Below are 26458 nucleotides of genomic sequence, written 5' to 3' on the forward strand. Positions count from 1 at the left end.
TCGTTTCTTGAAATTAATGATCAGTGGGTGTAAAGCAATGTACGAAATGAAGATTCAATGTGAAGCGACGGACGAGGCGATTGATTTTTGCGATTTGCTAGCGGAACAAATTGCTCGTTTTTTTTCGGTTCACGATCGCGATATGTTTGTGTTATCTGTTCATGAAGCGGTTATTAATTCAGTGGCAGCAATAAGACAATCGGGAGAAGAAACAGAAAAGAATACATTTGTATTATCTTTGCGAATTACGGAAGAGGATGTAACTGTCACTGTTACGGATGAAGGCAGCGGAATTCCTATCAAACAAATTGAGCGAATGCGGGAGAAAAGCCTTGAAGATATGTTGCTTGCTGAATCTGGCCGCGGGCTTTTGCTGATTAAAGAAACCATGGATGATATATGGTTTGAACGGCGAGAAAATGGAAAATGCACAATTGCGATGAAAATGAGGAGAGGGCGCAATGGATAGTCGGATATCCACTCTTGAACTGAAAATTACATCGTTAGAACAATATGAAAAAATATTGCTGAAAGGGAAGTTGGTTTACAGCACGCAGCAGCTTGCTAGACAAAAGATTCAAATGGCATTGGCGGAAATAAAGGGAGATATCGTCATTATTGATGTCCATGAGCTTCTGTTTATCGACAGTACCGGTTTGGCACTATTAATCCATTTTTTAAAAAAGGAAGTTGCGAAGAAAAAGAAAGTGGTCTTTGTCGTTTCATCGAATAAAACAGTCGAAAAACTATTGATGATTGCGAAATTTCATAAGTTGTTTCCAATCGTGGAAAACGAACAAGATATTATCCAGTTTTTTGCTTCGCAAAACAGAGCGATTGCTGACCAAGAAATGTTTATGCAAATTTGGGCTAACTACCGGAAACGGAACTGACAACTTTAATGGATATCGGTAAACAAAATGTTCTGCAACATCGATGTCAAAAAAGTGACACTCCCTCGGTCATTCGCTATGGTAACTAAATTTTACACATGAAATCCCGTGACTTAAGCCATCGGGAGAAAAACGGTTTTGAACCGAACCGACAGGGCGCTAAACACCAATGAGGTGTTTGTCCATAAAAGTTTGGCCGAACAAGAGTGAATGTTTGCACGCAGGCGCAGGAAAAACTTTTTAGTGCCGACTTTCCTCATGCAGAGGGTTGAGATCACAGGTACGGGGGAGTGAAAGGATGCAGCAAGTACTATCTTACTTAAAACCGTATCGAAAATGGATGATCGTTGCATGGTCGCTCATGCTGATTGAGCTGTTAGTAGAATTATGGCAGCCGTTGTTGATGGAGAAAATTATTGACGATGGAGTAATGGCAAAAAACCTTTCTGTCGTCTGGACGTGGGGAGCGGTCATGCTCGGCGCTTCGCTTTTGTCATTTGCTGCTGGGATTGCCAATTCTTTTGCTGCTAGCTACGTGGGCCAAGAGTACGGATTTGCGATTCGAAAACATTTATTTGAAAAAATTCAATCGTTTTCGTTTGCGAATTTGGAACGCTTTTCAACTGCTTCGCTGATCACGAGAATGACGAACGATGTGACGCAGATACAAAATATGGTGTTTATGAGTTTGCGAATTGCCTTAAGGGCGCCGCTTCTTGTCGTATTTGGGGTAGTCATGTCTTTTGCCGTTCACGTTCAGCTGGCGTTTGTGCTTGCTGTTGCCGTTCCGATGTTAGTGATGTTCCTTTTATGGATGATGAAAAAAGCGGTTATATCTTTTTCGATCGTGCAACAAGCGCTTGATCGTGTCAACAGCGTGATGCGCGAAAATTTAGCGGGGATGCGCCTCATTAAAGCGTGGATGAGAGGAACGTACGAGCAGGAGCGGTTTATAAAAGCGAACGAAACGCTAATGAAACGGACAATCAGTGTATTACGTTTAGTAGAAACGATTACCCCTGTATTGTTATTTGTCATGAATATGGCGATTATTGTCATTCTTTTCATCGGTCGTATCGATATTCAAGCAGGAAGCATAACGGCAGGTCAAGTAGTGGCAATTGTCAATTATACGACTCGTATTACTTCGGCGTTATCGATGTTTGCATTCATTACGATGGCATTTTCGCGTGCTAAAGCATCATCTGGGCGCATTGCGGATGTGTTAAGTGTGGAAGTGGATATCGAAGATGATAAACAGGCATGCAATAAAGCGGTCGAACAAGGAGAAGTCCGCTTTGAGAATGTGTCATTCCGCTATCCGAATAGCCGTGTTCTCGTTTTAAAAGATGTCTCGTTTGTCGTTCGCCCTCATGAAACAGTGGCGATTTTAGGAGCGACCGGTTCAGGAAAGTCAACTTTGCTTCAGTTGATCCCTCGTTTATACGACCCGGTGGATGGGCGAGTGATGATCGATGGCATCGATATTCGACAAATGAAACAAGAACAGTTGCGTGCTTCCATCCGTTTCGTTCCACAAGAAGTGTTGTTATTTTCCGGAACGATTGCCGAAAACATTCGTTTCGGAAACGAACATGCTTCGATGGAAGAGATGATCCAAGCGGCGAAACATGCGCAAATTCATGATACGATTATGAAGTTTCCGAATGGATATGAGACATGATTGGGCAGAAAGGGGTAAACTTGTCTGGCGGGCAAAAACAGCGCCTTTCGATTGCCAGGGCACTTGTTGGAATGCCGAAAATTTTATTGCTTGATGATAGCACAAGCGCGCTAGATTTAAAAACAGAGGCAAAATTGCTGAAGGAGTTAAAGTGGTATACGTGTACCACATTCATTGTTACACAAAAAATTCAAACGGCGATGGAAGCAGACACGATTTTCTTGTTAGACGATGGCAAGCTTTTAGCAAAAGGCAGCCATGATGAGCTGTTAGAGAAAAGCGAGCTGTACCGGAAAATTGTAGCATCGCAATTAGGAAAGAAGGGGCACGAATGTTACGACCGCGACATAGAACCATGGCAGCTGCGGGACAAAAGCAGCAAGCAAAAGACAACATAGGAACATTAAAGCGGCTTTGGTCATTTCTTTCGCCTCAAAAAGGATGGCTTATTGCGGTTGTTGTAATGGTGATCGTAAGTTCCTGTTTAAGTCTGCTTGGTCCATATATAGTAGGAAGAGCGATTGATACATATATTGTCACGAAGCAGACAGACGGTTTTTTTCTTGTTTTAGCGCTTCTTCTTTTTATTTATGTGGCACTTTCCGCCTCAACTTTTTTGCAAAACTATTGGATGATCCGAATTGCCCAAAAAACGATTTATGCGATCCGGAAACAGCTGTTTCGCCATTTTCATGAACTGCCGATTTCATTTTTTGACAAGCGCCGGCAAGGGGAATTAATGAGCCGGATTACAAACGATATCGATAATATGAGCCAAACATTTAATAGTACCGTCATCCAAGTAATATCAAGCACGCTTACGCTTGTCGGAGCGATCTGCGTCATGCTCTGGCTAAGCCCGCTTCTAACGTTTGTCACTTTGCTAGTTGTCCCGATGATGTACATTGGGATGCGATGGATTACGAATCGCACGCAGAAACGGTTTCGTGAGCAACAACGTTGTTTAGGAGAGATGAACGGATTTATTGAAGAAGTCATTTCTGGGCAAAAAGTCGTAAAAATGTTTTCGCAAGAGCGGAGAATGATTGATGGCTTTTTACAAAAAAATGAGCAGTTGAAGCAAGCGGGATTTTGGGCGCAAACGTATTCGGGATTTATCCCGAAACTAATGAACTTTCTAAACAACGCCAGCTTTGGTCTTATTGCTGGCGTGGGTGGTGTTTTAGCGCTTAAAGGGATGATTTCAATCGGCGTCATTGTTGTGTTTGTCGAATATGCACGCCAATTTACACGCCCGTTAAATGATTTGGCGAACCAATGGAATACGCTGCTTTCGGCGCTGGCTGGCGCGGAACGAGTATTTGAAATTTTAGATATGGAAAAAGAAGAACGGGACGAAACGGGAGCGATTTCGCTCAACCATATACAAGGAAAAGTGGAATTTGACCATGTCGTATTTTCCTATGATAAAAAGCGAGATGTCATTCGCAATGTCAGCTTTTCGGTTTCTCCAGGAGAAACGGTGGCGCTCGTTGGTCCGACCGGTGCAGGAAAAACGACGATTTTACAGCTGCTAGCCCGCTTTTACGATCCGGATCGCGGTCATATTTTTATCGATGGGCACGATAGCCGTACTATTAAACGCGCAAGCTTGCGCGCCCATATGGCGTTTGTTTTGCAAGATACGTTTTTATTTGAAGGAACGATTCGCGATAACATTCGATACGGAAGATTAGATGCAAGTGATGAAGCAGTGGAACAAGCGGCAAAATGGGCGAATGCGCACTCGTTTATCACCAAACTGCCAAACGGTTACGATACGGTGCTGAAGCAAGATGGCAGCGGCATTAGCCAAGGACAAAAACAACTGTTAGCAATTGCGCGTGCGATGGTCGCCAATCCATCTATTTTAATTTTGGATGAAGCGACGAGCAACATTGATACAATGACCGAAATGAAAATTCAAGAAGCGCTCGAGCGGCTTATGAAAGGGCGGACGTGTTTTGTCATTGCCCATCGCCTCAATACGGTGCAAAACGCGGACCGCATTCTCGTGTTACATGAAGGGAAAATCGTTGAGCAAGGCACGCATGAATCGCTGCTTAAGGCAAAAGGGTTTTACTACGATTTGTATCATCGCCATTTGCAAAAAGGGGAAGTATCGTAAAAACACCTTGTACGCGCGTACAAGGCGTTTCTTTTTAAGAGTTAGCGGCGGCGGAAATCCTTGCGGCAAATACGTTGCGCCAGCTTTCCGATAAAGCGGGTTCGGCAAGGATTGTCCGCATCGCTTCCACGTTGTTCTTTTCTTCGTAGTAAATTCGGTTAACATAGTCAATCGATAGCCGGGATGGTTGGCGTTCGACTAGTATCAGTGGATCGCCTTGCTGAATGACGCCTTCTTGCAACACGCGAAAATAAAAGCCGGTCCGCCCCGTTTGCTGCACCACAAGTGGAAGGTCCGGCAGACCGTGCCGCTTGGCAAGCTTAAAGCATGGCTGTCTTGGCTGGGATACTTGGATGACGGCTGTTCCGACGGAAAAAATATCGCCGATGCATGCTTCGTCTTCCGTCAGTCCTTTTAGAGTAAGGTTTTCGCCAAACGCTCCGGGAGAAAATGGGCGGTGATACCGTTTTTCCCATTCCGTAAAATGCTCAGACGGATAGGCGCAAATCGCTTTGTCACGTCCGCCGTGATGTACTAAATCCGCTTGCCCATCTCCAGTGAAGCTAAGTTTTGCCACGAAGAGCGGTCCCGACACAGGTTCTTTAAAAATTCCAGTTGTGAGCGGTTTTCCATCGATCATTACCGTTTTTGGCTTTCCTACATTAATAGAAATTACTTTCATCTATTTTCCTCCCCATAGTTCTTCCGCGATTAATCGGAATGATGTTAATTTATCTTGAAAATCATACGTAATCGTTACTAACATGATTTCATCCGTTTCATATGCTTCGCTTAACCGGAAAAGCTGTTCTTTGATTTGTTTCGGCGAGCCGACAATCATCCGTTTTCGGTTTTCGAGAATACGCATTCTTTCATACGGACTATAGGAGTAAGACATTGCTGTTTCCGGACTTGGGATGCCGTGCGAAGCCATGCCTTGTTCAATCATCAGAAGCGATAGGTCAAGGCTTGATGCCACCCATTCCGCTTTTTCTTCCGTTTCGGCGCAAATGGCAAATACAGCGACCATATTGCGCGGCTTGTCCAAATATTTCGATGGAACAAACTGTTCGCGGTACAATTTTGTGTAATATTCTCCACCTTCGCCGTTAATAAATTGCGCAAATACATATGGAAGGCCTTTTTGTGCTGCTAATATGGCGCTTGAGGAGCTCGAACCGAGAAGCCATACATCCGGTGCTGTTTGTACGTTTGGTGTAGCTTTTAAGCCATGTAACGGATGTTCTTTAGGCAAATCGTTATGCAAGTATGCTAGCAAGTCATCAATTTGTTGTGGATAGCGGTCAATGTCTCTTCGTTTCCCTTCTTGGAGGGCAATGGTTGCGATTGGCATGCCTCCAGGCGCTCTTCCGACCCCTAAATCAACCCGGCCGGGATGAAGCCCTTCGAGAACTTTAAAGTTTTCTGCTACTTTGTATGCGCTATAATGCGGTAGCATCACCCCGCCGGAACCGATGCGAATGCGGGACGTTTTTGCACCAATATGACCGAGCAGCACTTCCGGAGATGAACCGGCGAGATTGTTTGTATCATGATGTTCTGATACCCAAAAACGTTCATAGCCAAGCTCTTCCACAAATTGCGCGAGCCGGACGGTATTAGCAAGCGCTTCTTCCGCTGTCATGCCTTCCGCGATTGGCGATTGGTCTAACACACTTAATTTAAGGCGCATCAAAAACATCCTTTCTGTTATTGTAATTATTTTTATTATGTTTCGATTGCAAAAAATTGTCTATTTATTTGCCTATCCGGTAAAAATCCTTGCGCAACGCAAAGGGCTACGAACGCATTAGTTCTTTTTTAGTTTAGCGTTTTCTTCCGTTTTTGTGCTTGTTGATTCTCCGTAAAATGACTACTCCTTTTTCTAAATGCCTAAGCGATATCATATGCAGCTATTCTTTGTCCATTTAGGCGGAGAATTTGTGAACACATTCGCTGCTTTGGTATAATAAGACAAGCAGAAAATTTGGAAAGGGTGTGGATGTATGCCAGCAGTTGAATCCAATATGTTTCCGTTAGGAAAAGAAGCACCATCGTTTGAACTAGTGAATGCGGTGGATGGAAAAACAGTCCGTTTAGAAGATATCAAATCGGATGTCGCAACAGTTATTATGTTCATTTGCAACCATTGCCCGTATGTAAAACATGTACAGCATGAACTTGTCCGTCTTGCTAATGATTATCAGCCAAAAGGAGTTACGTTTGTCGCCATTAATTCCAACGATGTCGAAAAATATCCAGAAGATTCGCCGGAAAATATGAAAAAAGTGGCAGAAGAATTAGGGTATCCGTTCCCATATTTATTTGATGAAACCCAAGAGGTAGCGAAAGCGTACCAAGCAGCGTGCACGCCGGATTTCTATATCTTTGACCGCGACTTAAAATGTGTTTACCGCGGACAGTTGGATGATTCACGGCCAAATAACGGCATTCCGGTTACAGGAGAATCGATTCGCGCGGCATTAGACGCATTATTGAATGGCGAACCAGTGCCGGAAAAACAAAAGCCAAGCATCGGTTGCAGCATTAAATGGAAAGAATAGCAAAAAATCTTGACTTTCTTTTGTTTATAAAGTATTATTAACGAAGCGCCATTTCGTTCGTTATATGGAAGGATCGTAATAAGTCGTGCCTCATTCAAAGAAAGGGCCTTCTTATGTATGCTCCCTTTCTTGCATGAGCGCACGGCTTTTTTCTATCGGTAACGGAACGATGGTCAACTTTTTATTTTGGAGGAATCCCAATGAATAAAGGAAAAGTAAAATGGTTTAATGCGGAAAAAGGGTATGGATTTATTGAGATGTATGGCGGCAATGATGTGTTCGTTCATTTCACGGCGATCCAAGGCGAAGGATTTAAAACGTTGGAAGAAGGCGAAACGGTTACGTTTGATATCGTAAACGGCGGCCGTGGCCCACAAGCGGCAAACGTTCAAAAAGCATAAGTGATAAAACAAAAGTGATACTGCTTTTGGCGGTATCACTTTTGTTGTGGCGGTCATCTCCTTTTGAAAAGACAAATTCACACTGGCGCAGCTTCGGAGCTGCAAGGATGGATGAGAGGCAGGGCTTCCATTGTTTTTGTTTTTTCGGTATGGTTAGTAGTAGATATAATTTTCTACTTTACATATAACCGTAATATTATTATGTAAACTTATAAACCTAGAGGGGAGAAAAAATGAGACCGCTGCTGTATCGTGTATTTGTATACGGAACACTGCTAGTCGGGGAACAAAATCATCATATTGCGGCACCGTACATTCGCCATATTCAGCCAGGAAGAGTGAAAGGGCGCTTATATGACGTCGGTGCATACCCCGCGCTCGTTATCGAAGAAGAAGGCGAAGTAATCGGCGAATGGTTTACCGTAACAAAAGAAGGGCTGAAAGCGATGGATGAGCTTGAAGAATATGAAGAAGGCAGCCAATATAACGAATACGAGCGGGTTTGGGTGAAAGACATTGAACAGCCAATCGAAGGCTACGTGTATGTGTATCCGAAAAGCAAAGCGGCACACCTTCCTTTCATTCCGTCAGGTTCATGGCGGCATCGGCATATGAACTAGCGGCGTATGGGAAAGAAGGTGTCTTTATTGAATCAAATCAATAATACATCGCTTTTCATCATATGGCTGTTTATTCTTGTGCCGGTATTTATCTCATACCGGCAGTCGTTAAAATTGGAAAAAGAGATTATTTGGTCCGCTTTACGCGGATTTATCCAATTATTAATATTAGGGTTTTGCATTTCCTACCTTTTTTCTTTGGAAAAATGGTATGCCATTACCGTGCGTTTGCCATCATTGCTGCCGCTGGGTTGGACGGAATCGAAAAAGGTTTGCAGGTTCCGGCGCCAATTGATGAAGATATTTTCCATATGACAGAAGAGCGCCGCGCCGAACTTGGCATCGAAAATCTTCCAGCTAGTTTAGGAGCGGCAATTCAAGAATTCGAAAACGGCACAATCGGTCGCAAAACCCTAGGTGATCACGTATTCGGTGAATATGTCGCCATGAAAAAAGCGGAGTGGGACAGCTATCGCACCGCTGTGCATGCTTGGGAAGTTGAACAATATCAAGCCAAATTTTAATATTTTTCCCCAATCCCCCCTCGAAACGAAAGTAAAGGGGGAGATGATCACATGATAAAATTCCGTTGGTTTACACTTGGACAAAACAGGGTTCAGACGATGGGTCTGAACCCTGTTTTGTTTTTTTATAATTCATAGTTGACAACTTTGATTACTTGGTATTAATGTATAAATTAATAGGAATATTTCGATTATTTTAGGTGGAGGGAAAAAATGAAAAAGTTAATCGTGTTTGTGATTGTTGGATTCATCGCTCAGCTCATCGACGGTTCGCTCGGAATGGCGTATGGGGTTACATCAACAACACTGTTGCTTGCGTTCGGGATTGCTCCGGCGGTCGCTTCCGCCTCGGTGCATCTAGCGGAAGTGGTCACAACTGCAGCTTCAGGCGCGTCTCATATTAAATTTGGAAATGTCGACCGTGACATGGTGATCAAATTAATTATTCCCGGCTCGCTTGGCGCGTTTTTCGGTGCCTGCTTTTTAAGCAATCTTCCAGGGGATGTCATTAAACCATATATTTCACTATTTTTGTTGGCGCTTGGGTTTTATATTATGTATCGGTTTTTATTTCTTTCACCTAGACAAGATCAACAACCACCGCGGAAATTTTCGAATAAGCAGCTTGTTCCTCTTGGTTTAGTGGCCGGCTTTCTCGATGCCACTGGCGGAGGAGGATGGGGCCCGATTTCCACCCCTGTTCTTCTTGCGAATAAAGGAATGGAAGCGAGAAAAGTGGTGGGAACAGTTGATACGTCGGAATTTGCCGTTGCTTTATCCGCTACCATTGGATTCGTCATTTCGTTAGGCTGGGAACAAGTCAATTGGTTTTGGGTAGGAACGCTAATGTTAGGGGGAATCGTCGCTGCGCCAATCGCCGCGTGGCTTGTTCGTAAGATGCCATCCCATTTGCTTGGGGTTCTAGTTGGAGGCATCATCATTTTCACAAACATTCGCACCTTGCTTCATGCATGGGAAACTCCTAGAAATTGGCATGCAACGATTTACGCAATCATCATATTTGGCTGGGCTGTTTCGATATGGTGGGCAATCCGCACACATCGAAAAGCGTCTCTATCTAATCATCTTGCGTCATAATGACAGTTGAATAATTTTTTTCGCAAAGGATATTTAGTTCCGCATTGTACTGATCGCTAAATTCTCCTGTTAGCTGCGAATATTATAGACGCTTCTTTACAATGGAACAATTTTCATTGGGCATGAACGATGGATTTCAAAGTTGTCTTTGCTTGAAATCGGTTCATGTCCTTTTCCATTTTTTAAAATAATATAGTTTCTCTATTTATATGTAATTTGGTAGAATATTCAGTAAAGATAAAAAGTAGGAGATGATATGATGAAAAAACCTCGTGATTTAGGGCACAACATTTCGATGATTGATCTGTTTGATTTAGGAGTTGCAGAGCGCACCGGTACATATGTGCTTCACGAAGAAGAGCTTGCTATTATTGAGACAGGTCCAAGCCCTTCTGTTCCGTATTTATTAAAAGGACTAGAAGCGCTTCAAATTGATCCTGCGGATATCCGCTATATTATTGTGACACATATTCATTTGGACCACGCTGGCGGCGCTGGCGTGCTGCTTGAAAAATGTCCGAACGCCCTTGTTGTTGTTCATCCGAAAGGGAAGCGGCATCTAGCAGATCCATCACGGTTAATCCAAGGAGCAAAGGCGGTGTATGGGGAAAAATTTGACCAATTGTTTTCCCCGGTTGTACCGATTCCAGAGGATCGTCTCATCGTGAAAGAAGATGGTGATACGCTTACGCTCGGCAGTGAGCGTACGTTGACGTTTTTGGATACGCCTGGCCATTCCAACCATCATTTTTCGATTTACGATTCGCGCAGCCGCGGTGTTTTTACTGGCGATACGATCGGAGTGTTTTATCCGCAATTGCTAAAAGATGGGCTTGAATATTGTTTGCCGTCCACTTCTCCGAACCAATTCCGGCCAGAGGCGATGCTGCAATCGGCAGAGCGATTGGAGCAGCTTCAACCTGAACGCATTTATTTCGGTCATTTTGGCATGCTAGAAAACCCTCGCGCAGCGTTTGAACAGCTTCGTTTTTGGCTTCCAAAGTTTGTCGAAGCAGGAGAAAAAGCGATTGCCAACATGCCTGGCGCATCGATGCAGGAAAAAGCTGAAGCGGTTTTTCGCAAGCTGTATGAAGAAGTCAGCGCTTTCTTGCAAGAAAGAAATATTTCACCGACATCAGAAGCGTATGACATCATCCGTCTCGATTTACAAGTATGTTCGATGGGAATTGTAGATTATTCGCAAAAACGGTAAGGCACTAGAAATTTGTTTGAACATAATCCAGTAAGAACGGCTTGGTGAAATCACCAAGCTTTTTCATTGTGGCGGCTGTTTTATAACGGCGTGCTTTTTACTATCAAATGCGGAGAGTCTAAAGGTGTAGCCTGGATGAAAATATTGTATGATAAGTAACAAAGATAAGAAAGGATGATTGCATGAGACGCGGTATTGTAAGCACCATCACGATTGTATCCGTGCTGGCGGGAATATTATGGCTTGGCGGTTTTGCCATGGGCATTCAAGATCAATTTTTTTCCGCCGCGATGCCGCCAGCAGGCACGACGAAATATACAAAAGAGAAAAAAGCGGACAACCGTGAAATTTACATTGTCGCTCTTGGCGACTCGCTGACAAGGGGAACGGGAGACGAAAGCGGAAAAGGGTATATTGGCTATATGGTCGATTCTCTCCGTAAAAAAACAACGAAACCGATTCGTGTAACAAACTTGGCTATTAAAGGACAGCGATCTGACGGACTCCTTAAGCAATTAGGACAAGCTGAGATAAAGAGGCAGCTAAAAATGGCTGACATCATCGTGATGACGATCGGCGGGAATGATTTGTTTCAAGGCGGAGAAGCGCTAAAGCTTGCGCCAAAGCAAATCGAGCAGGCAAAAAACGCGTATTTACACAACTTAGACCGTATTTTTCAAACGATTCGCAGCGTCAATAAAGATGCAGTTGTTTTTTACATCGGGCTATACAATCCGTTTAGCGACCTCGGTGACGCAAAGAAGACATCCGCGATCGTAAGGCAGTGGAATTTTGCTTCGGCAGAAACGGCAGCTCGCTATCCAAATATCATTGCTGTGCCGATATTCGATTTGTTTGAGCTTCATGTGAATGATTATTTGTACAGCGACCATTTCCATCCGAATAAGGAAGGCTATAAACGCATTGGCGAACGTGTCGCTTCTTTAATTACGTGGACGGAGGAGGACAAACAATGACGACAACACACGCACCGCTTGTCGTAACCGATTTACGCAAAACAATTCGCCGCAAAGAAATTATCAAAGGAATTTCATTTGAACTGAAGGAAGGTGAAGTATTTGGGTTTTTAGGACCGAATGGCGCGGGAAAAACGACCACCATCCGCATGCTTGTCGGGCTTATCAAGCCAACATCGGGACATATTTCTATTTGCGGCTATGACCTAAAGCGTCAGTTTACCAAAGCGATTCGCCATATCGGCTGCATTGTCGAAAATCCAGAATTATATCCGTATTTAAGTGGATGGGAAAATTTGGAGCACTTTGCGCGCATGGTTCCCGATATTCCAAAAGAACGAATCATGGAAGTGGTGGAGTTAGTCGGTTTGCAAAACCGCATTCACGATCGGGTGAACACGTATTCACTTGGGATGCGACAGCGTCTCGGCATTGCGCAGGCGCTGCTAGGAAAGCCGAAAGTGCTGATTTTGGACGAGCCGACCAATGGGCTTGATCCTGCCGGCATTCGCGAAATGCGCCAATTTATCCGCTTTTTGGCAGAATCAGAAAGATTGAGCGTGCTTGTCTCCTCACATCTGTTAAGCGAAATTCAATTAATGTGCGACCGCGTGGCGATTATGGCAAAAGGGCTGCTGCTTCGGGTGGACACGGTGGAACGGCTGCTTAAAGAACAAGCGCGAGTTGTCTGGAAAGCCGCCCCCATCGAAACAGCGAAAGAAATACTAGAGAAAGAAACGTCGCCTGTCGCCATTCAAGGAGATAGGCTGGTGACTCCATATGAAAGAAAGAATTTAGCTATATGGAACAAAAAACTAGTAGAAGCGGGAGTACACGTCCATGAAATTCAGCCGAAACTGCCGACACTGGAGGATTTGTTTATTGAATTAACGGGAGGGGATGCGATTGAGTAACCTCGTGTACAACGAAATGCTGAAAATTGTCCGCAAAAAGCGGTTATCGGTAATTGCGGCGATTGTCGCCGTACTCGTTGTCCTTTTTACATACGCGCAATATAAGCAGGTGCAGGAAATACAGGAACGGCTCGGAACAACAGATTGGCGGACGCAGCTGCAACAGCAAATTATTGACGCGCAAAACCGTCTGAATTCAAGCAGCATTTCGGAAGAATGGCGCAAATATTTGCACATTCGCCTTCAGCAGCAACAATATTATTTGGAACATGACATTAATCCATCCGCTCCCGGTGCGCCAACGTTTATGCGCATGTTTATTGAAAACGCGATCGATTTGTTTCTTCCGCTTTTAATGATGGTCGTCGCGGCGGATTTAGTATCCTCAGAAGCAAGCATAGGAACGATTAAACTGCTGCTTACAAGACCGGTCAAACGCGGAACGATTTTGCTTAGCAAATACATAGCGCTTCTTCTATCGATTTCGTTTATTTTATTGATGGTCGCTCTGCTTTCTTATTTGATTTCGGGGATTGTATTTGGGTATCAAGGATGGCGGCTGCCGTTACTAACTGGTTTTACCATTAACGGTGAAGAACTTAATACGGAAGGGGTACATTTGCTTCCACAATGGAAGTACGTGTTAATCGAACTAGGGCTTGCTTGGTTTGTTTCGATTGTCGTTGGAACATTGACGTTCATGCTTTCTGTATTGATGCGCAGCACCGCCGCAGTGATGGGCATTATGCTTGCGGCATTGATTTCCGGAGCGATTTTATCGAATATGGTGTCTTCGTGGGAATCGGCAAAATATTTGTTTATGGTCAATCTTCGCCTTACGGATTATGTCAATGGGACAGCGCCACCGATTGAAGGCATGACGCTCGGGTTTTCCATGACGGTGCTGGCGGTGTGGGGACTTGCAGCACTCGTGATTTCATTTATCGTCTTTACGAAGCGGGATGTATATTGAAAATAGAGGGGGACTTTCCTCTGACATAAGAGGAGAGTCCCTTTTTCTCTTAAAAAGATGATTGGGATGGTGGCTTGGTTAGTCGACGATTGATCACGAACATGATAGAGATTGTACATCATATACGTAGAAAAATGCTGGCGAAAACATGTCAGGATGCGTTATTCTTTATTCGAAAAGTTTTTTACTAAAAAAGTATTGACTACCCTATTTTTTTAATATAGAATACTAATTGGCGCTAACGAGAGAACAATCGATATGAACGGGAAGTAGCTCAGCTTGGTAGAGCACACGGTTCGGGTCCGTGAGGTCGCAGGTTCAAATCCTGTCTTCCCGATCATTTCGTGATGGGGCTTTCTTTCAGCTAGGAGAGCGCCTGCCCCGCACGCAGGAGTCCGATAGGCTCCATCAACGAAGTGGAGGAGTACCCAAGTCTGGCTGAAGGGGTCGGTTTCGAAAACCGATAGGGGTGTCACAGCCCGCGGGGGTTCGAATCCCTCCTCCTCCGCCATTATCATTATTTTAACTACATATTATACTAATTTGAAATCATACAGCTTGTCGATGTCATCGGCAAGCTTTTTTATTTTTAATAGAAAGAATAGAAAATGACCTGCCCCTTACCAAAGGAGCAGGTCATTTTGTTAAAAGTTTTTCGCAACTTGTTCTGCTTGCTTGATCGCGTTTTGTTTAATTGCCTCTGCTTCATTCGGGAATTGCGCCATTCCTTCGACAAAAATGGACTGAACATCAGTAATGCCGATGAAGCTGAGCACTGCCCGCAAATAACGGTCTCCGAATTCCATTTCTTTCATTGGTCCTTCTGAATAAATTCCGCCGCGTGCTTGAATGTGCACCGCTTTTCTTCCTGTTAATAGCCCTACCGAACCATTTTCCGTGTAACGGAACGTTTTGCCTGCGATGCAGATTGTATCGATATAAGATTTCATTTTTGGTGGAAAACTAAAATTCCACATCGGTGTGACAAACACATATTTATCTGCGTTGATAAACTGATCGGTTAGCTCATTGATGCGGCTGATTTTTTGTTTTTCTTCTGCACTTAACTGTTCAAATGTATGCCCTTGTTGCAATTTGCCCCAGCCGTTTAATACATCGGCATCAATGTAAGGGATGTCAGTACGATAAAGGTCTAATTCGACAATCTCGTCTTGCGGGTTTTGTTGTTTATAAGCGTTAAGAAACGCTTTTCCAACGGATAAGCCGTAAGATTCCTCTTCCCGTTTTGGATTTGCTGTAATGTACAATAATTTAGCCATGTTCTTTCTCCTTTCGTTAGTATAAATAGCGTGGAATGAAAACAACAAACACTATGGAAATCCATGTAATATCAATGGCATAGTGTTTTAACGCAAATATAATAATGTAACTAACTTACTTTTGTAAAGTAATTTACTTTTAAGAAAAAAGATGATGCGTCAGCAGGAACATAAGCATCTTATGACGAAATGTATGTAAAAGGAAAATAAAAAGGGGGGAGAAAGGAGTGAAATGTCTTCGTTGCGGACATGATTCACGAGAACATCCGCCGGAAGCCCACTGCTTTAGCTGTGGGAGGAAGGCGGGGTTTATATTTTCAGTATATACTGAATTTTTCGTTCAATATAAGTACACTGGATTTAGAAAGGTAGGTGAATCAAGAATGCTCTGCACTCTCAAGATTAAATTAATGCCAACTCTTGAACAGTTTCATGCGCTGCTGGAAACAATGAAACGGTTTAACCAAGCATGCAACTATATTAGCGAGATTGCTTTTCGCTCCAGAACCTTTTCCAAAACGAAAATCCAGCGGCTTTGCTACTATGACGTCAGGGAAAAATTTGGCCTCTCTGCCCAAATGACCGTTCGTGCCATCGGCAAAGTGTCGGAAAGCTATCGTTTGGATAAAAAAACCTTGCATAACTTTAAAGAAACCGGTGCCATCGTGTATGATGAAAGAATCCTGTCCTTTAAAGGGTTAGAGTATGCTTCCATCCTTACCTTGCAAGGAAGAATGGAAATCCCTATGGTCATTAGCCGCTACCATCAAGGTTTGCTGTGCGGCAACCGTGTTCGGGGTCAAGCCGATTTAGTCCTTCAAAACGGTATTTTTTATTTACTGCTCGTGGTGGACGTTCCCGAAGGCCAGCCCAATTCCGAAAACGGATTTATCGGTGTGGACCTTGGCATCATTAATATCGCCGTCGATAGCACCGGTGAGGTATTTTCCGGCTCGAAGGTCAACGGGCTGCGCCGCCGCCATGCGAAACTTCGCGCCAAACTCCAAAAGAAAGGCACCAAGTCAGCGAAACGCCTGCTTAAAAAGCGTTCCAAGAAGGAAAAACTATTTGCCCGTGATGTGAACCACTGCATTAGCAAGAAGATTGTTGAAAAGGCAAAGGCACTCGGATGCGGCATTGCCCTTGAAGATTTAAAGGGCATCCGCCAACGCACCGAGAAAACGGTTAAAAAGCAACAGCGTCGTCAACACTCTTCTTGGTCTTTTTATCAGTTGAGAAAGTTTATTGAGTATAAAGCGGCGATCGCTGGCGTGCCGGTGGTATTGGTTCATCCAAAAAATACTTCCCGCACCTGTCCGGTTTGCGGACATGTGGCCAAAGAAAACAGACCGTCAAGGGATCAGTTTTGTTGTCGAGCTTGTGGGTACGCTGCCCCTGCCGACAACGTGGCTGCGGAAAACATCCGCAGGGCTGCTGTCAACCAGCCGAACGCGGCAGCCAATTAGGCTAGTTGCAAGCCCACGACTTTAGCCGTTGGGTAGTTGACTGTCACCGCCAAAGAAAAACTGCGCCTCCTCCTTTATGCCGGTGAGCCAATTAACGAGCCGGTTGTCGCTTACGGACCGTTTGTGATGAACACGCAGGAAGAAATCCGCCAGGCGATCCGCGATTATCAAGAAGGAAAATTTGCCGAGTAACTGTAAAAAAGCGTTCCGATGTGGAGCGCTTTTTTATAGTTTGATTATTTAAAAAAATTCATACTAAATAGATACAATTGTTTTTGGGAAACAAAGCGAGTTATTTATTATGAGCGATAAACCAATCCATATCTGCAATTTTCGGATGGAGATGTTTGCGGCGAACAAAAAACAACGGATCATCATAGCATCGGTGAGCAAACGTATCACATTTTGTTAGACGGAGACAAATACGGTGTTGTTTCTGAATAATGACAGAAGCGAGGGAAGGATATGAAAATTGAATTTTTAGGAACAGGCGGAGCGGTGACGATTCCGCGTCCGCTTTGCCAATGCCGCGTATGCGTCGAGGCGCGCGTGAAAGGAATCCCTTACAGCCGCAGCGGTCCAAGCCTGTTTGTGCACGGTCCGGACGTCTTAATCGATACGCCGGAAGATATTTATATGCAGATGAATCGTTCTAAAATTAAACAAATCAACGCGGTGTTTTACTCGCATTGGCATCCTGATCACGTGATGGGAAGGCGGGTGCTGGAGTCCATCAATGCCGATTTTCGGAATTATCCTCCTGCTTCCACGACGACGGATGTCTACTTGCCGCAGCAGGTCGCCATCGATTTTCAGCACCGCCTCGGCAGCGGCGAACATCTCTCTTTCCTCGAAAAGATGAAATACATCCGCCTTCATACGCTGCAAGATGGGGATAGCGTATTGATAGAAGGAGTGGAGATTCGCCCGTTCCGCTTAGCCGAAGACTACGTGTATGCGTTTTTATTTTCAGAAGGGGAGAAGCGGGTGCTGATTGCGATGGATGAGCTGAATAATTGGGATCCTCCACGGGAAGTACAGGAAGTAGATGTTGCGGTTTTACCGATCGGCATTTTTGAGCTTCATCCGCTGACAGTGGAACGGCTGCTGCCTGAACATCACCCTATATTGAAAATAGAAGCAACATTTGCAGAAACATTGAATATTATTCACAAATTAAAGGCGAAGAAAACTATATTGACTCATGTCGAAGAAATGAACAGATTAGGCTTTGATGATCTCAAAGAAATAGAAAAACAGTTGCAAAAACAAGGGCTGTCCATCGAAATCGCCTATGATACGATGATGGTAGAAGTATAGTTTTTCGTTGATGGAGAGGACACATGGTGTTCTCTTTTTGTTTTCTCAGGTTATTAACAGAAAACTGAATATTTTATATAATGTAATTAAATAATTAGATAATTTTCTAAATAACAAAATAAGCACGGTGAACGTATATGAAAATGAACCTTGTTTATAAAGCGCTAGCCGATCCGACGAGAAGAGACATTCTCAACCTGTTAAGGAACAAGGATTTAACAGCAGGGGAAATCGCCGATCATTTCCGCATTTCCAAACCGAGCATTTCCCATCATCTAAATTTGTTAAAGCAGGCGGATTTAGTGCACGCTGAAAAAGACGGGCAGTACATCTATTACTCCATCAACACAACGGTGTTGCAAGATGTACTTGCTTGGATTTTATCTTTGCAAGAAGGAAAGGGGAAGAGGGAATGAAAAAGCATTGGTATTTTTTCTTGTTGAGCATCATTAGTGTGGGGATTTCCTTATGGGCATATCCGCGGCTGCCGGAGGAAGTTCCGATTCATTGGAACTTTTCGGGGGAAGTGGATGGCTATGCATCAAAACTTTTCGCCGTTTTATTTGGGCCGATTTTCTTGACATGGATTTATGGGATATTGTTTGGGGTGTCGAAAATCGATCCGCGCAAAGAGAATTATGAAAAATTTGCAGGAGCGTATCGTGTTTTTATGAACGCGTCATTAACGTTTTTCGTCGTCATTCACATCGCCGTTATTTTTAGCGGTCTTGGTTATGATGTCAATATGGATTGGATTGTAAATATAGGGTTAGGTCTGCTTTTTATCATTCTCGGAAACTATATGCCAAAAGTTAAAGCGAATTATTTCATCGGCATCCGCACGCCGTGGACGCTGGCGAACGAGACCGTTTGGGCGCGGACGCACCGGTTTGGCGGCAAAGTGTTTTTCATCGGGGGAGGGATGCTCATCGTTTCCGCTTTTATGCCTTCATCGATTCGCGGCTTTCTTCTCATTTCATCCATTGCCTTTATCGCGGTTGTGCCGATTGTGTATTCTTATTTCGCGTATAAAAAAGTAACGCAGATATAGAGACGAGTGTCAATCATTTTTGATTTTGATATGATAGAATACAAAGCTATTCAATCTATTGTATAGGAGGCATTTACTGTGAATTCAGTCATCGAAACAATTTTGCGGCACCGTTCGATTCGGAAATTTGAAGATCGTCCGTTATCGGATGAACAAATTCGCACGATCGTCGAGTGCGCGCAAGCGGCATCGACATCAAGTTACGTACAAGCTTATTCCATCATTGGGGTGAAAGATAAAGAAACGAAACGGAAGCTTGCCCAAATCGCGGGAAATCAATCTTATGTCGAGCATAATGGCCATTTCTTTGTGTTTTGCGCCGATTTTCACCGTCATGAAGTGATTGGCGAAATGGAACAGAAAGAGGTGCTGCCATCACTTGAGAGCACGGAAAAATTTATGGTCGCGCTTATTGATGCAGCGTTGGCGGCGCAAAACGCGGCCATCGCCGCAGAATCGATGGGGCTTGGCATTTGCTATATCGGCGGGCTGCGCAACAACTTGCCGGAAGTGTGCAAGCTGCTCAAAGTGCCGAAGCGGGTCATTCCGCTCTTCGGGCTTGCCGTCGGCTACCCGGCGCAGCAGCCTGGCAAAAAACCGCGTCTGCCGTTTGAACACGTATACCATGAAGAAACGTATGAGCAAGACCGCTCCAAATTCGAAGCACAGCTGAAACAATATAACGATATCGTTTCCGCGTATTACGAAAAGCGGACAAACGGCAAACGCCGCGATACATGGACCGGGCAGATGGCGAACATGCTCAGCAACCCGGTGCGCATGTATATGAAAGAATTTATTGAAGGAAAAGGTTTTAATTTACGTTAGTCTCGCTTCGTTTCGAAGCGGGTTTTTTTTGAAAAAAGAAACAATTATTGTCAGTCTATTGGCATGAAACAAATGAATGTTTTTTATGCATATTTATCTCGAGGGCTTCGCGCTTTCCTTATTATTTGTCCTTTTGTGATCTCCTTTTTCGGCATCGAGATTAATTAACAGCCGTAGAAAGCAGGAGATAAAGTCAATGCCGGCTTTGTTACATAGTGAAGGGAACGATTTTTCTTTATTAAAAAGGAACAGCCATGCAATTGTAATGTATCGCTGATTATCAAGGATCAGCGGTTCATTCTTGCATAATGGCGAAGCAACTAAAGGAGTTTTATGCTAGAAAAAGATTAATGCATTTCAATTGTTATTTATACCCATTACCGGTATAATGTATATAGAACAATGGAATGAGGTGAAATTCATGAATCATCGTGAAGAGAATCAGCTCAATCCAAAAATGGTTCCGCGGACGGAAGAGGAAATTGAAAACATTATCAAACGCCTAAAACGCATTGAAGGACAAGTGCGCGGCGTGCAAAAAATGGTTGAAGACAATCGCTATTGCATCGATATTTTAATCCAAATTTCCGCAATTGAAGCAGCGTTGCATAAAGTCGGTTTGAATTTGCTAGAGCGACACGTTCGTCATTGCGTCGCCAAGGCGATTCGCGAAGGCAACGGTGACGAATCGATACAAGAATTAATGACCGTTATCCAGCAGTTCTCGAAATAGAGGAGGAAGCACCATGGGTGAGAAAAAGCATGTTACGTTGCATATTACCGGCATGACGTGCGCCGCATGCTCGAGCCGCATCGAGAAAGTGCTCAATAAAATGGACGGAGTCGAGGCGAACGTCAATTTAGCAATGGAAAAAGCAACGATTGAATACGATCCCGCAAAGCACAGTCTTCACGACATTCAAGCCAAAATTGAAAAGCTCGGATACGGCGTTGCGATCGAAAAAGTGATGCTCGATATTGAAGGGATGACGTGCGCTGCTTGTGCGGCTCGCATCGAAAAGGGACTGCGGCGCATGGAAGGCGTGGAAAGTGCTACGGTCAACTTAGCAACCAACAGTGCGGTTGTGGAATATAAAGAAGGCATCACATCGGTCGAAGCGATATTAGAAAAAATAAAAAAACTTGGCTATAAAGGACAAGTGCGGAAGGAAGAAGAGAGCGCGGGGTTCAAAGAAGAACAGTTGAAACAAAAACAGCGGCAGCTTATGATTTCGATTATTTTATCGCTTCCGCTTCTATATACGATGATTGCGCATCTTCCGTTTGATCTTGGTCTGCCGATGCCCGCTTGGCTGATGAATCCGTGGGTGCAGCTTCTGTTAGCGACACCTGTCCAGTTTTATATCGGCGGTCCTTTCTATGTCGGTGCGTATCGCGCGCTAAGAAACAAGAGTGCGAACATGGACGTCCTTGTCGCGCTCGGCACGTCTGCCGCTTACTTTTACAGCTTGGTGGAAGCGGCTAAAACGATTGGAAGCCCTCACTATATGCCAAATTTATATTTTGAAACAAGCGCGGTGCTTATCACGCTTGTGCTTGTCGGCAAATACTTCGAAGCGCGGGCAAAAGGGCGGACGACCGAAGCGATTTCAAAGCTCTTAAGTTTGCAGGCAAAAGAAGCGCTCGTGCTTCGCGACGGAAAAGAAGTCAAAGTTCCGCTCGAACAAGTGGCAGTCGGTGACACGATTATCGTCAAACCAGGCGAAAAAATACCGGTAGACGGTATCGTGATTGCGGGAGCGTCCGCTGTCGATGAGTCGATGATTACAGGGGAATCGATTCCGGTTGATAAAAAAGAAGGCGACCGCGTCATTGGCGCAACGATCAACACGACAGGCACTCTTACGATTCGGGCGGAAAAGGTCGGAAAAGACACAGCTTTAGCGAATATCGTGAAAATCGTCGAAGAAGCTCAAGGTTCGAAAGCGCCGATTCAACGGATGGCCGATGTTATCTCGGGAATTTTTGTGCCGATTGTTGTTGGTATTGCTGTGTTGGCGTTTATTGTCTGGTACTTTTTTGTTGCACCGGGCGATTTGCCAAAAGCGTTGGAAGTGGCGATTAGCGTGCTTGTCATCGCTTGTCCGTGCGCTCTCGGTCTTGCTACGCCGACATCGATCATGGTCGGCACCGGAAAAGGAGCGGAACACGGCATCCTCTTTAAAGGGGGTGAGTACTTAGAAGAAACGCATAAAATCAACGCGGTGCTATTGGATAAAACAGGAACGGTGACAAAAGGAAAGCCACAAGTGACGGATGTCCTTGAATTTCAAGAAGGAATGCTTAATTTTGCGGTGTCGGCGGAAAGCGCTTCGGAACATCCGCTCGCGCAGGCGATTTTCGAATACGGCAAACAGCAACAAATCGCTGTGAAGCCGCTTGAGCACTTCGCGGCGCTTGCGGGCCACGGTATTGAAGCGAAAATCGATGGCAAACGTGTTCTCGTTGGAACGAGAAAACTAATGAAAGAAAACAACATCGACATTTCTCGACATGAAGAAAAAATGATACAATTAGAAATAGAAGGAAAAACAGCGATGTTCGTGGCCATTGATGGACAGCTTGCCGGCATCATCGCCGTCGCTGATGCGATCAAAGAAAATGCCAAAGAGGCGATTCAAGCATTAAAACAAATGGGGCTTGACGTCTACATGGTCACAGGCGACAATGAACGGACGGCAAAAGCGATTGCCAAACAAGCGGGCATCGATCGTGTATACGCCGAAGTGCTTCCGGAGGACAAAGCAAACATTGTCGAAACACTGCAGCGGGAAGGGAAACGGGTGGCCATGGTCGGCGACGGCATTAATGACGCTCCGGCGTTGGCAAAAGCCGATATCGGCATGGCAATCGGCACGGGAACGGATGTCGCCATCGAAACGGCCGATGTCACATTAGTTGGCGGCGATTTATCGCATATTCCGAAAGCGATCGAGCTTAGCCGTAAAACGATGACAAATATTCGGCAAAACTTGTTTTGGGCGCTGTTTTACAATACGATCGGCATCCCGGTTGCCGCCGCTGGACTGTTGGAACCTTGGATCGCCGGAGCGGCGATGGCGTTTAGCTCCGTATCGGTAGTAACGAACGCACTTCGCTTGAAGCGAGTGAAACTATAAAAACATAAGGAGGAATACATCATGACAACAACATTACAAGTACAAGGAATGACATGCAACCATTGTAAAATGGCTGTCACAAACGCTCTTCAAGAGTTAGAAGGAGTCAACCGCGTCGAAGTACATTTGGAAAAAGGCACGGTCGATGTCGATTTCGATGAAACGAAAGTCAGCATCGCCCAATTGAAAGAAGCTGTTGAAGAACAAGGGTATGATGTGGAATAAACGAAGGCCTCCCTTTTTCTAGGGGAGGTCATTATTTTTCTTCCAAAAATTGTTTTCTTATCGAAAGGAGCATATCCAAATAGTTCGAATCCACTTTTTGGTGATCATTTTCTTACAAAAACATCATGAGAAAGGATACCAATATCTCTTTGTCAAAATGCACAAGAATTGCCATCGCATTTTCACTGATTTGACAGGTTACAGCGTTGGTATATGTGAAGAAACATGCAATATGTAGCTGAAGTGGCTTGCTGTATGGTTTTCTTGTGCGCAATCGCGTTGTCCATCAATAATGTAAGGGATAATAGTATTAATTTTTTGCAAGCTGTAGACATAAAAAATAATAACTAAACACATTTATTAGTCTCAAAGTCCTTAAATAAAAAGGAAAGGAATCCACCTTTCCTCTCTTTTTGTGGGTATATTTCCATGATATAGTAAATCTGGTTACCTACTAAAAGTAGGAGTTTTACTAATGTAGGAGGTATAAGCATTTTGTTAAACATCTATAAAAATGTATGAAATCATGTAAATATTTCCTGTTATTGGACGTGGCGAATGTTCTCCATCTTTTTCTATCGTCCCCTGTCTTATCATAAAAAATCATCTCCCCCTTCCTCATGTAAAAAGGAAAGGAAGAAGATTTAGCGAATATATGTTCTTAAGGGTCCAAACAAGGGGGAAGGCAAGGGGATGAAAACGGTTCGGGGGATGAAAATCGTTTCTCATGATGAATTACAACTTCGTTCATTAGATGAGTTGATGCGCGTTTTTGGTTCCGCGAAGCGATACGCGTTCAACCGTTTGCTGGAGGGAAGGAACGCCAAAGACATCATCAAGCACCTTCCACACCAATTTCAGCTCAACAAACGGTACGCCGAAGACGCGGTCTTGCTTGTTCAATCACTGATTTCTTCTCAACGTGAGCTGCTCCCAATGCGCTTGGAGGATGTGCAGGCGAAAATCGAAAAAACCGAAAAGAAAATCGATGAGTATCAACATGGAAGAAAAACACCGAAAAACATTGATCTTCAAACATGTCTACGTGGATTGCACCAGCGGTTAGAAAAGCTCAAAGCGAAAGAAGCCGAGCTAAAGCACCATCTCGACCAAGGAACGATTCCACGTGTGATTTTTGGTGGAAAAGAGAACTTTTATAAGCGCTTGAAAGGAAAAATCACGAACGAAGAATGGAAAGATTTGCGCTCGAATCAGTTATATGAAAAAGTATGGGTTATCCGTTCATGAAAGCGCCGCTTTGGTGATTGGCAGACGGGGGTTAGGGCATCAGGAGCGGTTGCCAAAAGAACTCATTGACATCATAAAAACGAAAGTGAAACGCCATTTGATTGCCGTTTTAGGGTCGATGGAAGAATCCTATAAGCAATCGAAAAGCGGCAAGAAACAACGCCAATATATCGCGATGATGTTACGCAAAATCGAGAATTTCAAACAAGAGCATGAATGGTCGTTATGGAACATCTTGCACAAATTCTGCTGGTTGAACCAGTACCAAATTCAACTCAGGGAGGTGTAAACCTGGTTGCTAAAATCATTGTCGTGTACTGACCGATGGAAGGAATGGTGCACGACAGGTGCCGTCGCTAACAGCGAACCACGGGGTGTCTTTCACAGCAGGTGAATGACAAGGGAAATTCCCTTCCTGATGGAACTCGGTGAGAATCCGAGCGGCAAGCGGTGTTTCCTGGTTCCATCGCGATGAATCGATTTTTATAGATTTTAGTAACCAGGGCAATTGCATGACCCTTGCTTACTATTACTCTTTATTGCGCAAGAAGGAAGAAGAGTTACAGCGTGTTTACCATTGTGAATCAAAGTTGTTGAGTTCGCAGGCGGAGTTCCAGGCTTATCAGCGTTTTATAATGGATCCTGAACTATCGTCTAACACGTGGAACGGGAAGAAGGCGGAAAAGTTCCAGCAAATAAGGAATGAAGATATGTTGGAATCCTATCAAGATATTATTGAACAACAATTTTCAGTAGTTTTCGATCAGCTTTCATCTAAAGCAAATGACATCAAAGAAGAAATTTATTTGATTAGACAAATGATTGCGCAACTAGAAGCACAACAAGCGGAGCAATAATTATTCATGCTTCTATGTTTGTTTAGAGTGATGAAACGGATTGAAAAAGAGGGGGAGAGTTGTAATTGAGCGGTGAAATCCATATACAATTTGCACAGGTAGAAAAAAAGCTTCGTCAACTGCAAAACTCCACGGAAGCGTTAAGTATTTCCTATCCTTCTTCTGTAGCCGGAGGAAATGAGCTAGGTGTTGTTAGGAAATTGGATGAACTTAACGGCGAATTCATTGGGGTGACGGAAGGGACGACGATGGCCCGGTTTGAGATCGCCGCGCTCGTCCGCCGATACCGCCAATTGGAGGCGGAGATCGCCGCACTGGACGCCGAGTTGAAGGCATTGGTTCAAACGACGATGGAGTATCAATGGTTGAAAACGGTCGACGGGTTGGGAGACGCCACGATCATCGATCTGTTGGCGGAGATCGGCAGCTTCGCCCATTATCGGGACCCGCGCCAATTGGTGAAGTTGGCGGGCCTGACGCTCAAGGAGAACTCCTCCGGCCAGCGCAAAGGGCAAAAGCACATCTCCAAACGGGGACGGAAACGGCTGCGCTCGGTGCTGTTTCGGGCGATGATTCCGCTGATCCGGCATAACGAGGCGTTTCGCGAGCTGCATGAATATTACACGACCCGATCCGTCAACCCGCTGACCGGAAAGCAATCCATCGTCGCCTTGTGCCGGAAGCTGTTGAATGTGCTGTTTGCGATTTGTACGAAGAAACAAGCCTTTGACGCGGAGCGAATGAAACAGGACGTCTTGTCCCAAGTGCAACGGGCGGCCTAAGGCCTCCCCCTGCGAACGGAAGAATCGTTGGACAACCAGATGACACCGGAGAAGCTGGCGTGATTTTATCCATTCGACCTTGAGTCCCCAAAGGAGCTTGGCCGGCCTCCGCCTGATGACGAGACCGAACGAGGGAATGTTGGCGCGAAGACGCCCGGAGACATGGGAGGGTTCGTCCTCATCAGCGACGCGGAGATCCAAAGGGTGCATCGAATACGCTTCTCCCCACGGAAGGAAAATATAACCAGCCATGGCCGCGAAGCGCACCCTAG

27 protein-coding genes, 2 tRNA genes and 3 pseudogenes are annotated in these 26458 nt (G+C 44.5%); 29 read left to right on the plus strand and 3 right to left on the minus strand.

What is annotated here, in order from left to right; genetic code table 11:
• The first annotated feature begins 37 nt into the window (after positions 1–37).
• The 4 genes and pseudogenes from FNL97_RS08350 (at position 38) to FNL97_RS08365 (ending at position 4705) form a co-directional block, all read left to right on the plus strand.
• Positions 38–469, plus strand: a complete 432-nt coding sequence (locus tag FNL97_RS08350) for an ATP-binding protein (protein ID WP_143415463.1) — start codon at positions 38–40, stop codon at positions 467–469.
• Positions 462–893: an STAS domain-containing protein gene (locus FNL97_RS08355; protein WP_062754706.1), complete on the plus strand. Its 432-nt coding sequence runs from the start codon at positions 462–464 to the stop codon at positions 891–893. The genes FNL97_RS08350 and FNL97_RS08355 overlap by 8 nt, the downstream gene beginning before the upstream one ends.
• Positions 894–1191: 298 nt before the next feature.
• Positions 1192–2928, plus strand: a pseudogene (locus FNL97_RS08360) (ABC transporter ATP-binding protein).
• Complete coding sequence (locus FNL97_RS08365) at positions 2909–4705, plus strand: ABC transporter ATP-binding protein (protein WP_143415465.1); 1797 nt, start codon at positions 2909–2911, stop codon at positions 4703–4705. Before FNL97_RS08360 ends, FNL97_RS08365 begins: the two are co-directional and overlap by 20 nt.
• A 34-nt stretch (positions 4706–4739) precedes the next feature.
• Here FNL97_RS08365 and FNL97_RS08370 read toward each other — a convergent pair whose 3' ends face one another.
• Complete coding sequence (locus FNL97_RS08370) at positions 4740–5387, minus strand: MOSC domain-containing protein (protein WP_143415467.1); 648 nt, start codon at positions 5385–5387, stop codon at positions 4740–4742.
• Positions 5388–6398, minus strand: a complete 1011-nt coding sequence (locus tag FNL97_RS08375) for an LLM class flavin-dependent oxidoreductase (RefSeq protein ID WP_143415468.1) — start codon at positions 6396–6398, stop codon at positions 5388–5390.
• Positions 6399–6711: 313 nt separating this feature from the next.
• Here FNL97_RS08375 and FNL97_RS08380 point away from each other — a divergent pair, with 313 nt between their 5' ends.
• The 12 genes and pseudogenes from FNL97_RS08380 (at position 6712) to FNL97_RS08435 (ending at position 14500) form a co-directional block, all read left to right on the plus strand.
• Entirely contained in the window at positions 6712–7269 is a 558-nt protein-coding gene (locus FNL97_RS08380; RefSeq protein WP_062677452.1) for a thioredoxin family protein, read from the plus strand.
• Between the two features lie 200 nt (positions 7270–7469).
• Complete coding sequence (locus FNL97_RS08385) at positions 7470–7670, plus strand: cold-shock protein (RefSeq protein ID WP_143415470.1); 201 nt, start codon at positions 7470–7472, stop codon at positions 7668–7670.
• A gap of 233 nt (positions 7671–7903) precedes the next feature.
• Positions 7904–8290: a gamma-glutamylcyclotransferase family protein gene (locus FNL97_RS08390; protein ID WP_015863997.1), complete on the plus strand. Its 387-nt coding sequence runs from the start codon at positions 7904–7906 to the stop codon at positions 8288–8290.
• A gap of 6 nt (positions 8291–8296) precedes the next feature.
• A complete protein-coding gene (locus FNL97_RS18385) occupies positions 8297–8605 on the plus strand; it encodes an ABC transporter permease (RefSeq protein WP_286173527.1) in 309 nt (102 codons plus the stop codon).
• Positions 8509–8814 (plus strand): annotated as a pseudogene (locus tag FNL97_RS08400) (type I glutamate--ammonia ligase); the annotation flags it as partial. The gene FNL97_RS18385 and the pseudogene FNL97_RS08400, both read left to right, overlap by 97 nt.
• A 213-nt stretch (positions 8815–9027) precedes the next feature.
• Positions 9028–9912, plus strand: coding sequence for a sulfite exporter TauE/SafE family protein (locus tag FNL97_RS08405; protein WP_062677448.1), 885 nt, complete (start codon positions 9028–9030; stop codon positions 9910–9912).
• Positions 9913–10171: 259 nt separating this feature from the next.
• Positions 10172–11125, plus strand: a complete 954-nt coding sequence (locus FNL97_RS08410) for an MBL fold metallo-hydrolase (protein WP_143416306.1) — start codon at positions 10172–10174, stop codon at positions 11123–11125.
• Between the two features lie 182 nt (positions 11126–11307).
• Positions 11308–12102, plus strand: a complete 795-nt coding sequence (locus tag FNL97_RS08415; RefSeq protein WP_015863994.1) for an SGNH/GDSL hydrolase family protein — start codon at positions 11308–11310, stop codon at positions 12100–12102.
• A complete protein-coding gene (locus FNL97_RS08420) occupies positions 12099–13016 on the plus strand; it encodes an ABC transporter ATP-binding protein (protein WP_143415472.1) in 918 nt (305 codons plus the stop codon). The genes FNL97_RS08415 and FNL97_RS08420 overlap by 4 nt, the downstream gene beginning before the upstream one ends.
• On the plus strand, positions 13009–13989 hold the full coding sequence (locus FNL97_RS08425) for an ABC transporter permease (RefSeq protein WP_062754692.1): 981 nt from the start codon (positions 13009–13011) through the stop codon (positions 13987–13989). The genes FNL97_RS08420 and FNL97_RS08425 overlap by 8 nt, the downstream gene beginning before the upstream one ends.
• 263 nt (positions 13990–14252) lie before the next feature.
• Positions 14253–14326 (plus strand) — tRNA-Pro (locus tag FNL97_RS08430).
• A gap of 81 nt (positions 14327–14407) precedes the next feature.
• Positions 14408–14500 (plus strand) — tRNA-Ser (locus FNL97_RS08435).
• A 133-nt stretch (positions 14501–14633) separates the two neighbouring features.
• Here FNL97_RS08435 and FNL97_RS08440 read toward each other — a convergent pair.
• Complete coding sequence (locus FNL97_RS08440) at positions 14634–15269, minus strand: FMN-dependent NADH-azoreductase (RefSeq protein WP_143415473.1); 636 nt, start codon at positions 15267–15269, stop codon at positions 14634–14636.
• A 383-nt stretch (positions 15270–15652) separates the two neighbouring features.
• On the opposite strand from FNL97_RS08440, the gene FNL97_RS08445 reads away from it, so the two are divergent.
• The 13 genes and pseudogenes from FNL97_RS08445 to FNL97_RS08500 all read left to right on the plus strand — a co-directional run bounded on the left by FNL97_RS08445 (position 15653) and on the right by FNL97_RS08500 (position 26186).
• Positions 15653–16735: an RNA-guided endonuclease InsQ/TnpB family protein gene (locus FNL97_RS08445; protein WP_015863580.1), complete on the plus strand. Its 1083-nt coding sequence runs from the start codon at positions 15653–15655 to the stop codon at positions 16733–16735.
• A gap of 36 nt (positions 16736–16771) precedes the next feature.
• Positions 16772–16927: pseudogene (locus FNL97_RS08450) on the plus strand (pirin-like C-terminal cupin domain-containing protein); the annotation flags it as partial.
• 273 nt (positions 16928–17200) lie between these two features.
• Positions 17201–18055, plus strand: a complete 855-nt coding sequence (locus FNL97_RS08455; RefSeq protein ID WP_143415475.1) for an MBL fold metallo-hydrolase — start codon at positions 17201–17203, stop codon at positions 18053–18055.
• Positions 18056–18198: 143 nt separating this feature from the next.
• Positions 18199–18471: an autorepressor SdpR family transcription factor gene (locus tag FNL97_RS08460; protein ID WP_174525696.1), complete on the plus strand. Its 273-nt coding sequence runs from the start codon at positions 18199–18201 to the stop codon at positions 18469–18471.
• Positions 18468–19106, plus strand: coding sequence for an SdpI family protein (locus FNL97_RS08465; RefSeq protein ID WP_143415477.1), 639 nt, complete (start codon positions 18468–18470; stop codon positions 19104–19106). The genes FNL97_RS08460 and FNL97_RS08465 overlap by 4 nt, the downstream gene beginning before the upstream one ends.
• 78 nt (positions 19107–19184) lie before the next feature.
• Positions 19185–19934 (plus strand): oxygen-insensitive NADPH nitroreductase, encoded by a 750-nt coding sequence (gene nfsA, locus FNL97_RS08470; RefSeq protein ID WP_143415479.1) that lies wholly within the window; start codon positions 19185–19187, stop codon positions 19932–19934.
• Positions 19935–20355: 421 nt separating this feature from the next.
• Complete coding sequence (locus tag FNL97_RS08475; protein ID WP_143415481.1) at positions 20356–20667, plus strand: metal-sensing transcriptional repressor; 312 nt, start codon at positions 20356–20358, stop codon at positions 20665–20667.
• 13 nt (positions 20668–20680) lie between these two features.
• The gene (locus tag FNL97_RS08480; RefSeq protein ID WP_143415483.1) at positions 20681–23074 is read left to right on the plus strand and encodes a heavy metal translocating P-type ATPase; all 2394 of its coding nucleotides are present in this window, start codon (positions 20681–20683) and stop codon (positions 23072–23074) included.
• Between the two features lie 21 nt (positions 23075–23095).
• Entirely contained in the window at positions 23096–23299 is a 204-nt protein-coding gene (gene copZ / locus FNL97_RS08485; protein WP_015863983.1) for a copper chaperone CopZ, read from the plus strand.
• Positions 23300–23992: 693 nt separating this feature from the next.
• The gene (locus FNL97_RS08490) at positions 23993–24547 is read left to right on the plus strand and encodes an SSO2105 N-terminal domain-containing protein (RefSeq protein WP_082798163.1); all 555 of its coding nucleotides are present in this window, start codon (positions 23993–23995) and stop codon (positions 24545–24547) included.
• Positions 24519–24836: a hypothetical protein gene (locus FNL97_RS18390; protein ID WP_041269676.1), complete on the plus strand. Its 318-nt coding sequence runs from the start codon at positions 24519–24521 to the stop codon at positions 24834–24836. The genes FNL97_RS08490 and FNL97_RS18390 overlap by 29 nt, the downstream gene beginning before the upstream one ends.
• A 139-nt stretch (positions 24837–24975) precedes the next feature.
• Positions 24976–25404, plus strand: coding sequence for a DUF5082 family protein (locus FNL97_RS08495; protein WP_286173529.1), 429 nt, complete (start codon positions 24976–24978; stop codon positions 25402–25404).
• Between the two features lie 65 nt (positions 25405–25469).
• Positions 25470–26186: a transposase gene (locus FNL97_RS08500; RefSeq protein WP_286173530.1), complete on the plus strand. Its 717-nt coding sequence runs from the start codon at positions 25470–25472 to the stop codon at positions 26184–26186.
• The last annotated feature ends 272 nt before the right edge of the window (positions 26187–26458 follow it).

The organism is Geobacillus sp. E263, from assembly GCF_007197795.1.
GTDB classification, from domain to species: domain Bacteria; phylum Bacillota; class Bacilli; order Bacillales; family Anoxybacillaceae; genus Parageobacillus_B; species Parageobacillus_B toebii.

Coding starts and splice junctions, on each gene's coding strand:
- FNL97_RS08350 (WP_143415463.1), top strand. CDS start 38: ATGTACGAAATGAAGATTCAATGTGAAGCGACGGACGAGGCGATTGAT.
- FNL97_RS08355 (WP_062754706.1), top strand. CDS start 462: ATGGATAGTCGGATATCCACTCTTGAACTGAAAATTACATCGTTAGAA.
- FNL97_RS08365 (WP_143415465.1), top strand. CDS start 2,909: ATGTTACGACCGCGACATAGAACCATGGCAGCTGCGGGACAAAAGCAG.
- FNL97_RS08370 (WP_143415467.1), bottom strand. CDS start 5,387: ATGAAAGTAATTTCTATTAATGTAGGAAAGCCAAAAACGGTAATGATC.
- FNL97_RS08375 (WP_143415468.1), bottom strand. CDS start 6,398: ATGCGCCTTAAATTAAGTGTGTTAGACCAATCGCCAATCGCGGAAGGC.
- FNL97_RS08380 (WP_062677452.1), top strand. CDS start 6,712: ATGCCAGCAGTTGAATCCAATATGTTTCCGTTAGGAAAAGAAGCACCA.
- FNL97_RS08385 (WP_143415470.1), top strand. CDS start 7,470: ATGAATAAAGGAAAAGTAAAATGGTTTAATGCGGAAAAAGGGTATGGA.
- FNL97_RS08390 (WP_015863997.1), top strand. CDS start 7,904: ATGAGACCGCTGCTGTATCGTGTATTTGTATACGGAACACTGCTAGTC.
- FNL97_RS18385 (WP_286173527.1), top strand. CDS start 8,297: ATGGGAAAGAAGGTGTCTTTATTGAATCAAATCAATAATACATCGCTT.
- FNL97_RS08405 (WP_062677448.1), top strand. CDS start 9,028: ATGAAAAAGTTAATCGTGTTTGTGATTGTTGGATTCATCGCTCAGCTC.
- FNL97_RS08410 (WP_143416306.1), top strand. CDS start 10,172: ATGAAAAAACCTCGTGATTTAGGGCACAACATTTCGATGATTGATCTG.
- FNL97_RS08415 (WP_015863994.1), top strand. CDS start 11,308: ATGAGACGCGGTATTGTAAGCACCATCACGATTGTATCCGTGCTGGCG.
- FNL97_RS08420 (WP_143415472.1), top strand. CDS start 12,099: ATGACGACAACACACGCACCGCTTGTCGTAACCGATTTACGCAAAACA.
- FNL97_RS08440 (WP_143415473.1), bottom strand. CDS start 15,269: ATGGCTAAATTATTGTACATTACAGCAAATCCAAAACGGGAAGAGGAA.
- FNL97_RS08445 (WP_015863580.1), top strand. CDS start 15,653: ATGCTCTGCACTCTCAAGATTAAATTAATGCCAACTCTTGAACAGTTT.
- FNL97_RS08455 (WP_143415475.1), top strand. CDS start 17,201: ATGAAAATTGAATTTTTAGGAACAGGCGGAGCGGTGACGATTCCGCGT.
- FNL97_RS08460 (WP_174525696.1), top strand. CDS start 18,199: ATGAACCTTGTTTATAAAGCGCTAGCCGATCCGACGAGAAGAGACATT.
- FNL97_RS08465 (WP_143415477.1), top strand. CDS start 18,468: ATGAAAAAGCATTGGTATTTTTTCTTGTTGAGCATCATTAGTGTGGGG.
- FNL97_RS08475 (WP_143415481.1), top strand. CDS start 20,356: ATGAATCATCGTGAAGAGAATCAGCTCAATCCAAAAATGGTTCCGCGG.
- FNL97_RS08480 (WP_143415483.1), top strand. CDS start 20,681: ATGGGTGAGAAAAAGCATGTTACGTTGCATATTACCGGCATGACGTGC.
- copZ (WP_015863983.1), top strand. CDS start 23,096: ATGACAACAACATTACAAGTACAAGGAATGACATGCAACCATTGTAAA.
- FNL97_RS08490 (WP_082798163.1), top strand. CDS start 23,993: ATGAAAACGGTTCGGGGGATGAAAATCGTTTCTCATGATGAATTACAA.
- FNL97_RS18390 (WP_041269676.1), top strand. CDS start 24,519: ATGAAAAAGTATGGGTTATCCGTTCATGAAAGCGCCGCTTTGGTGATT.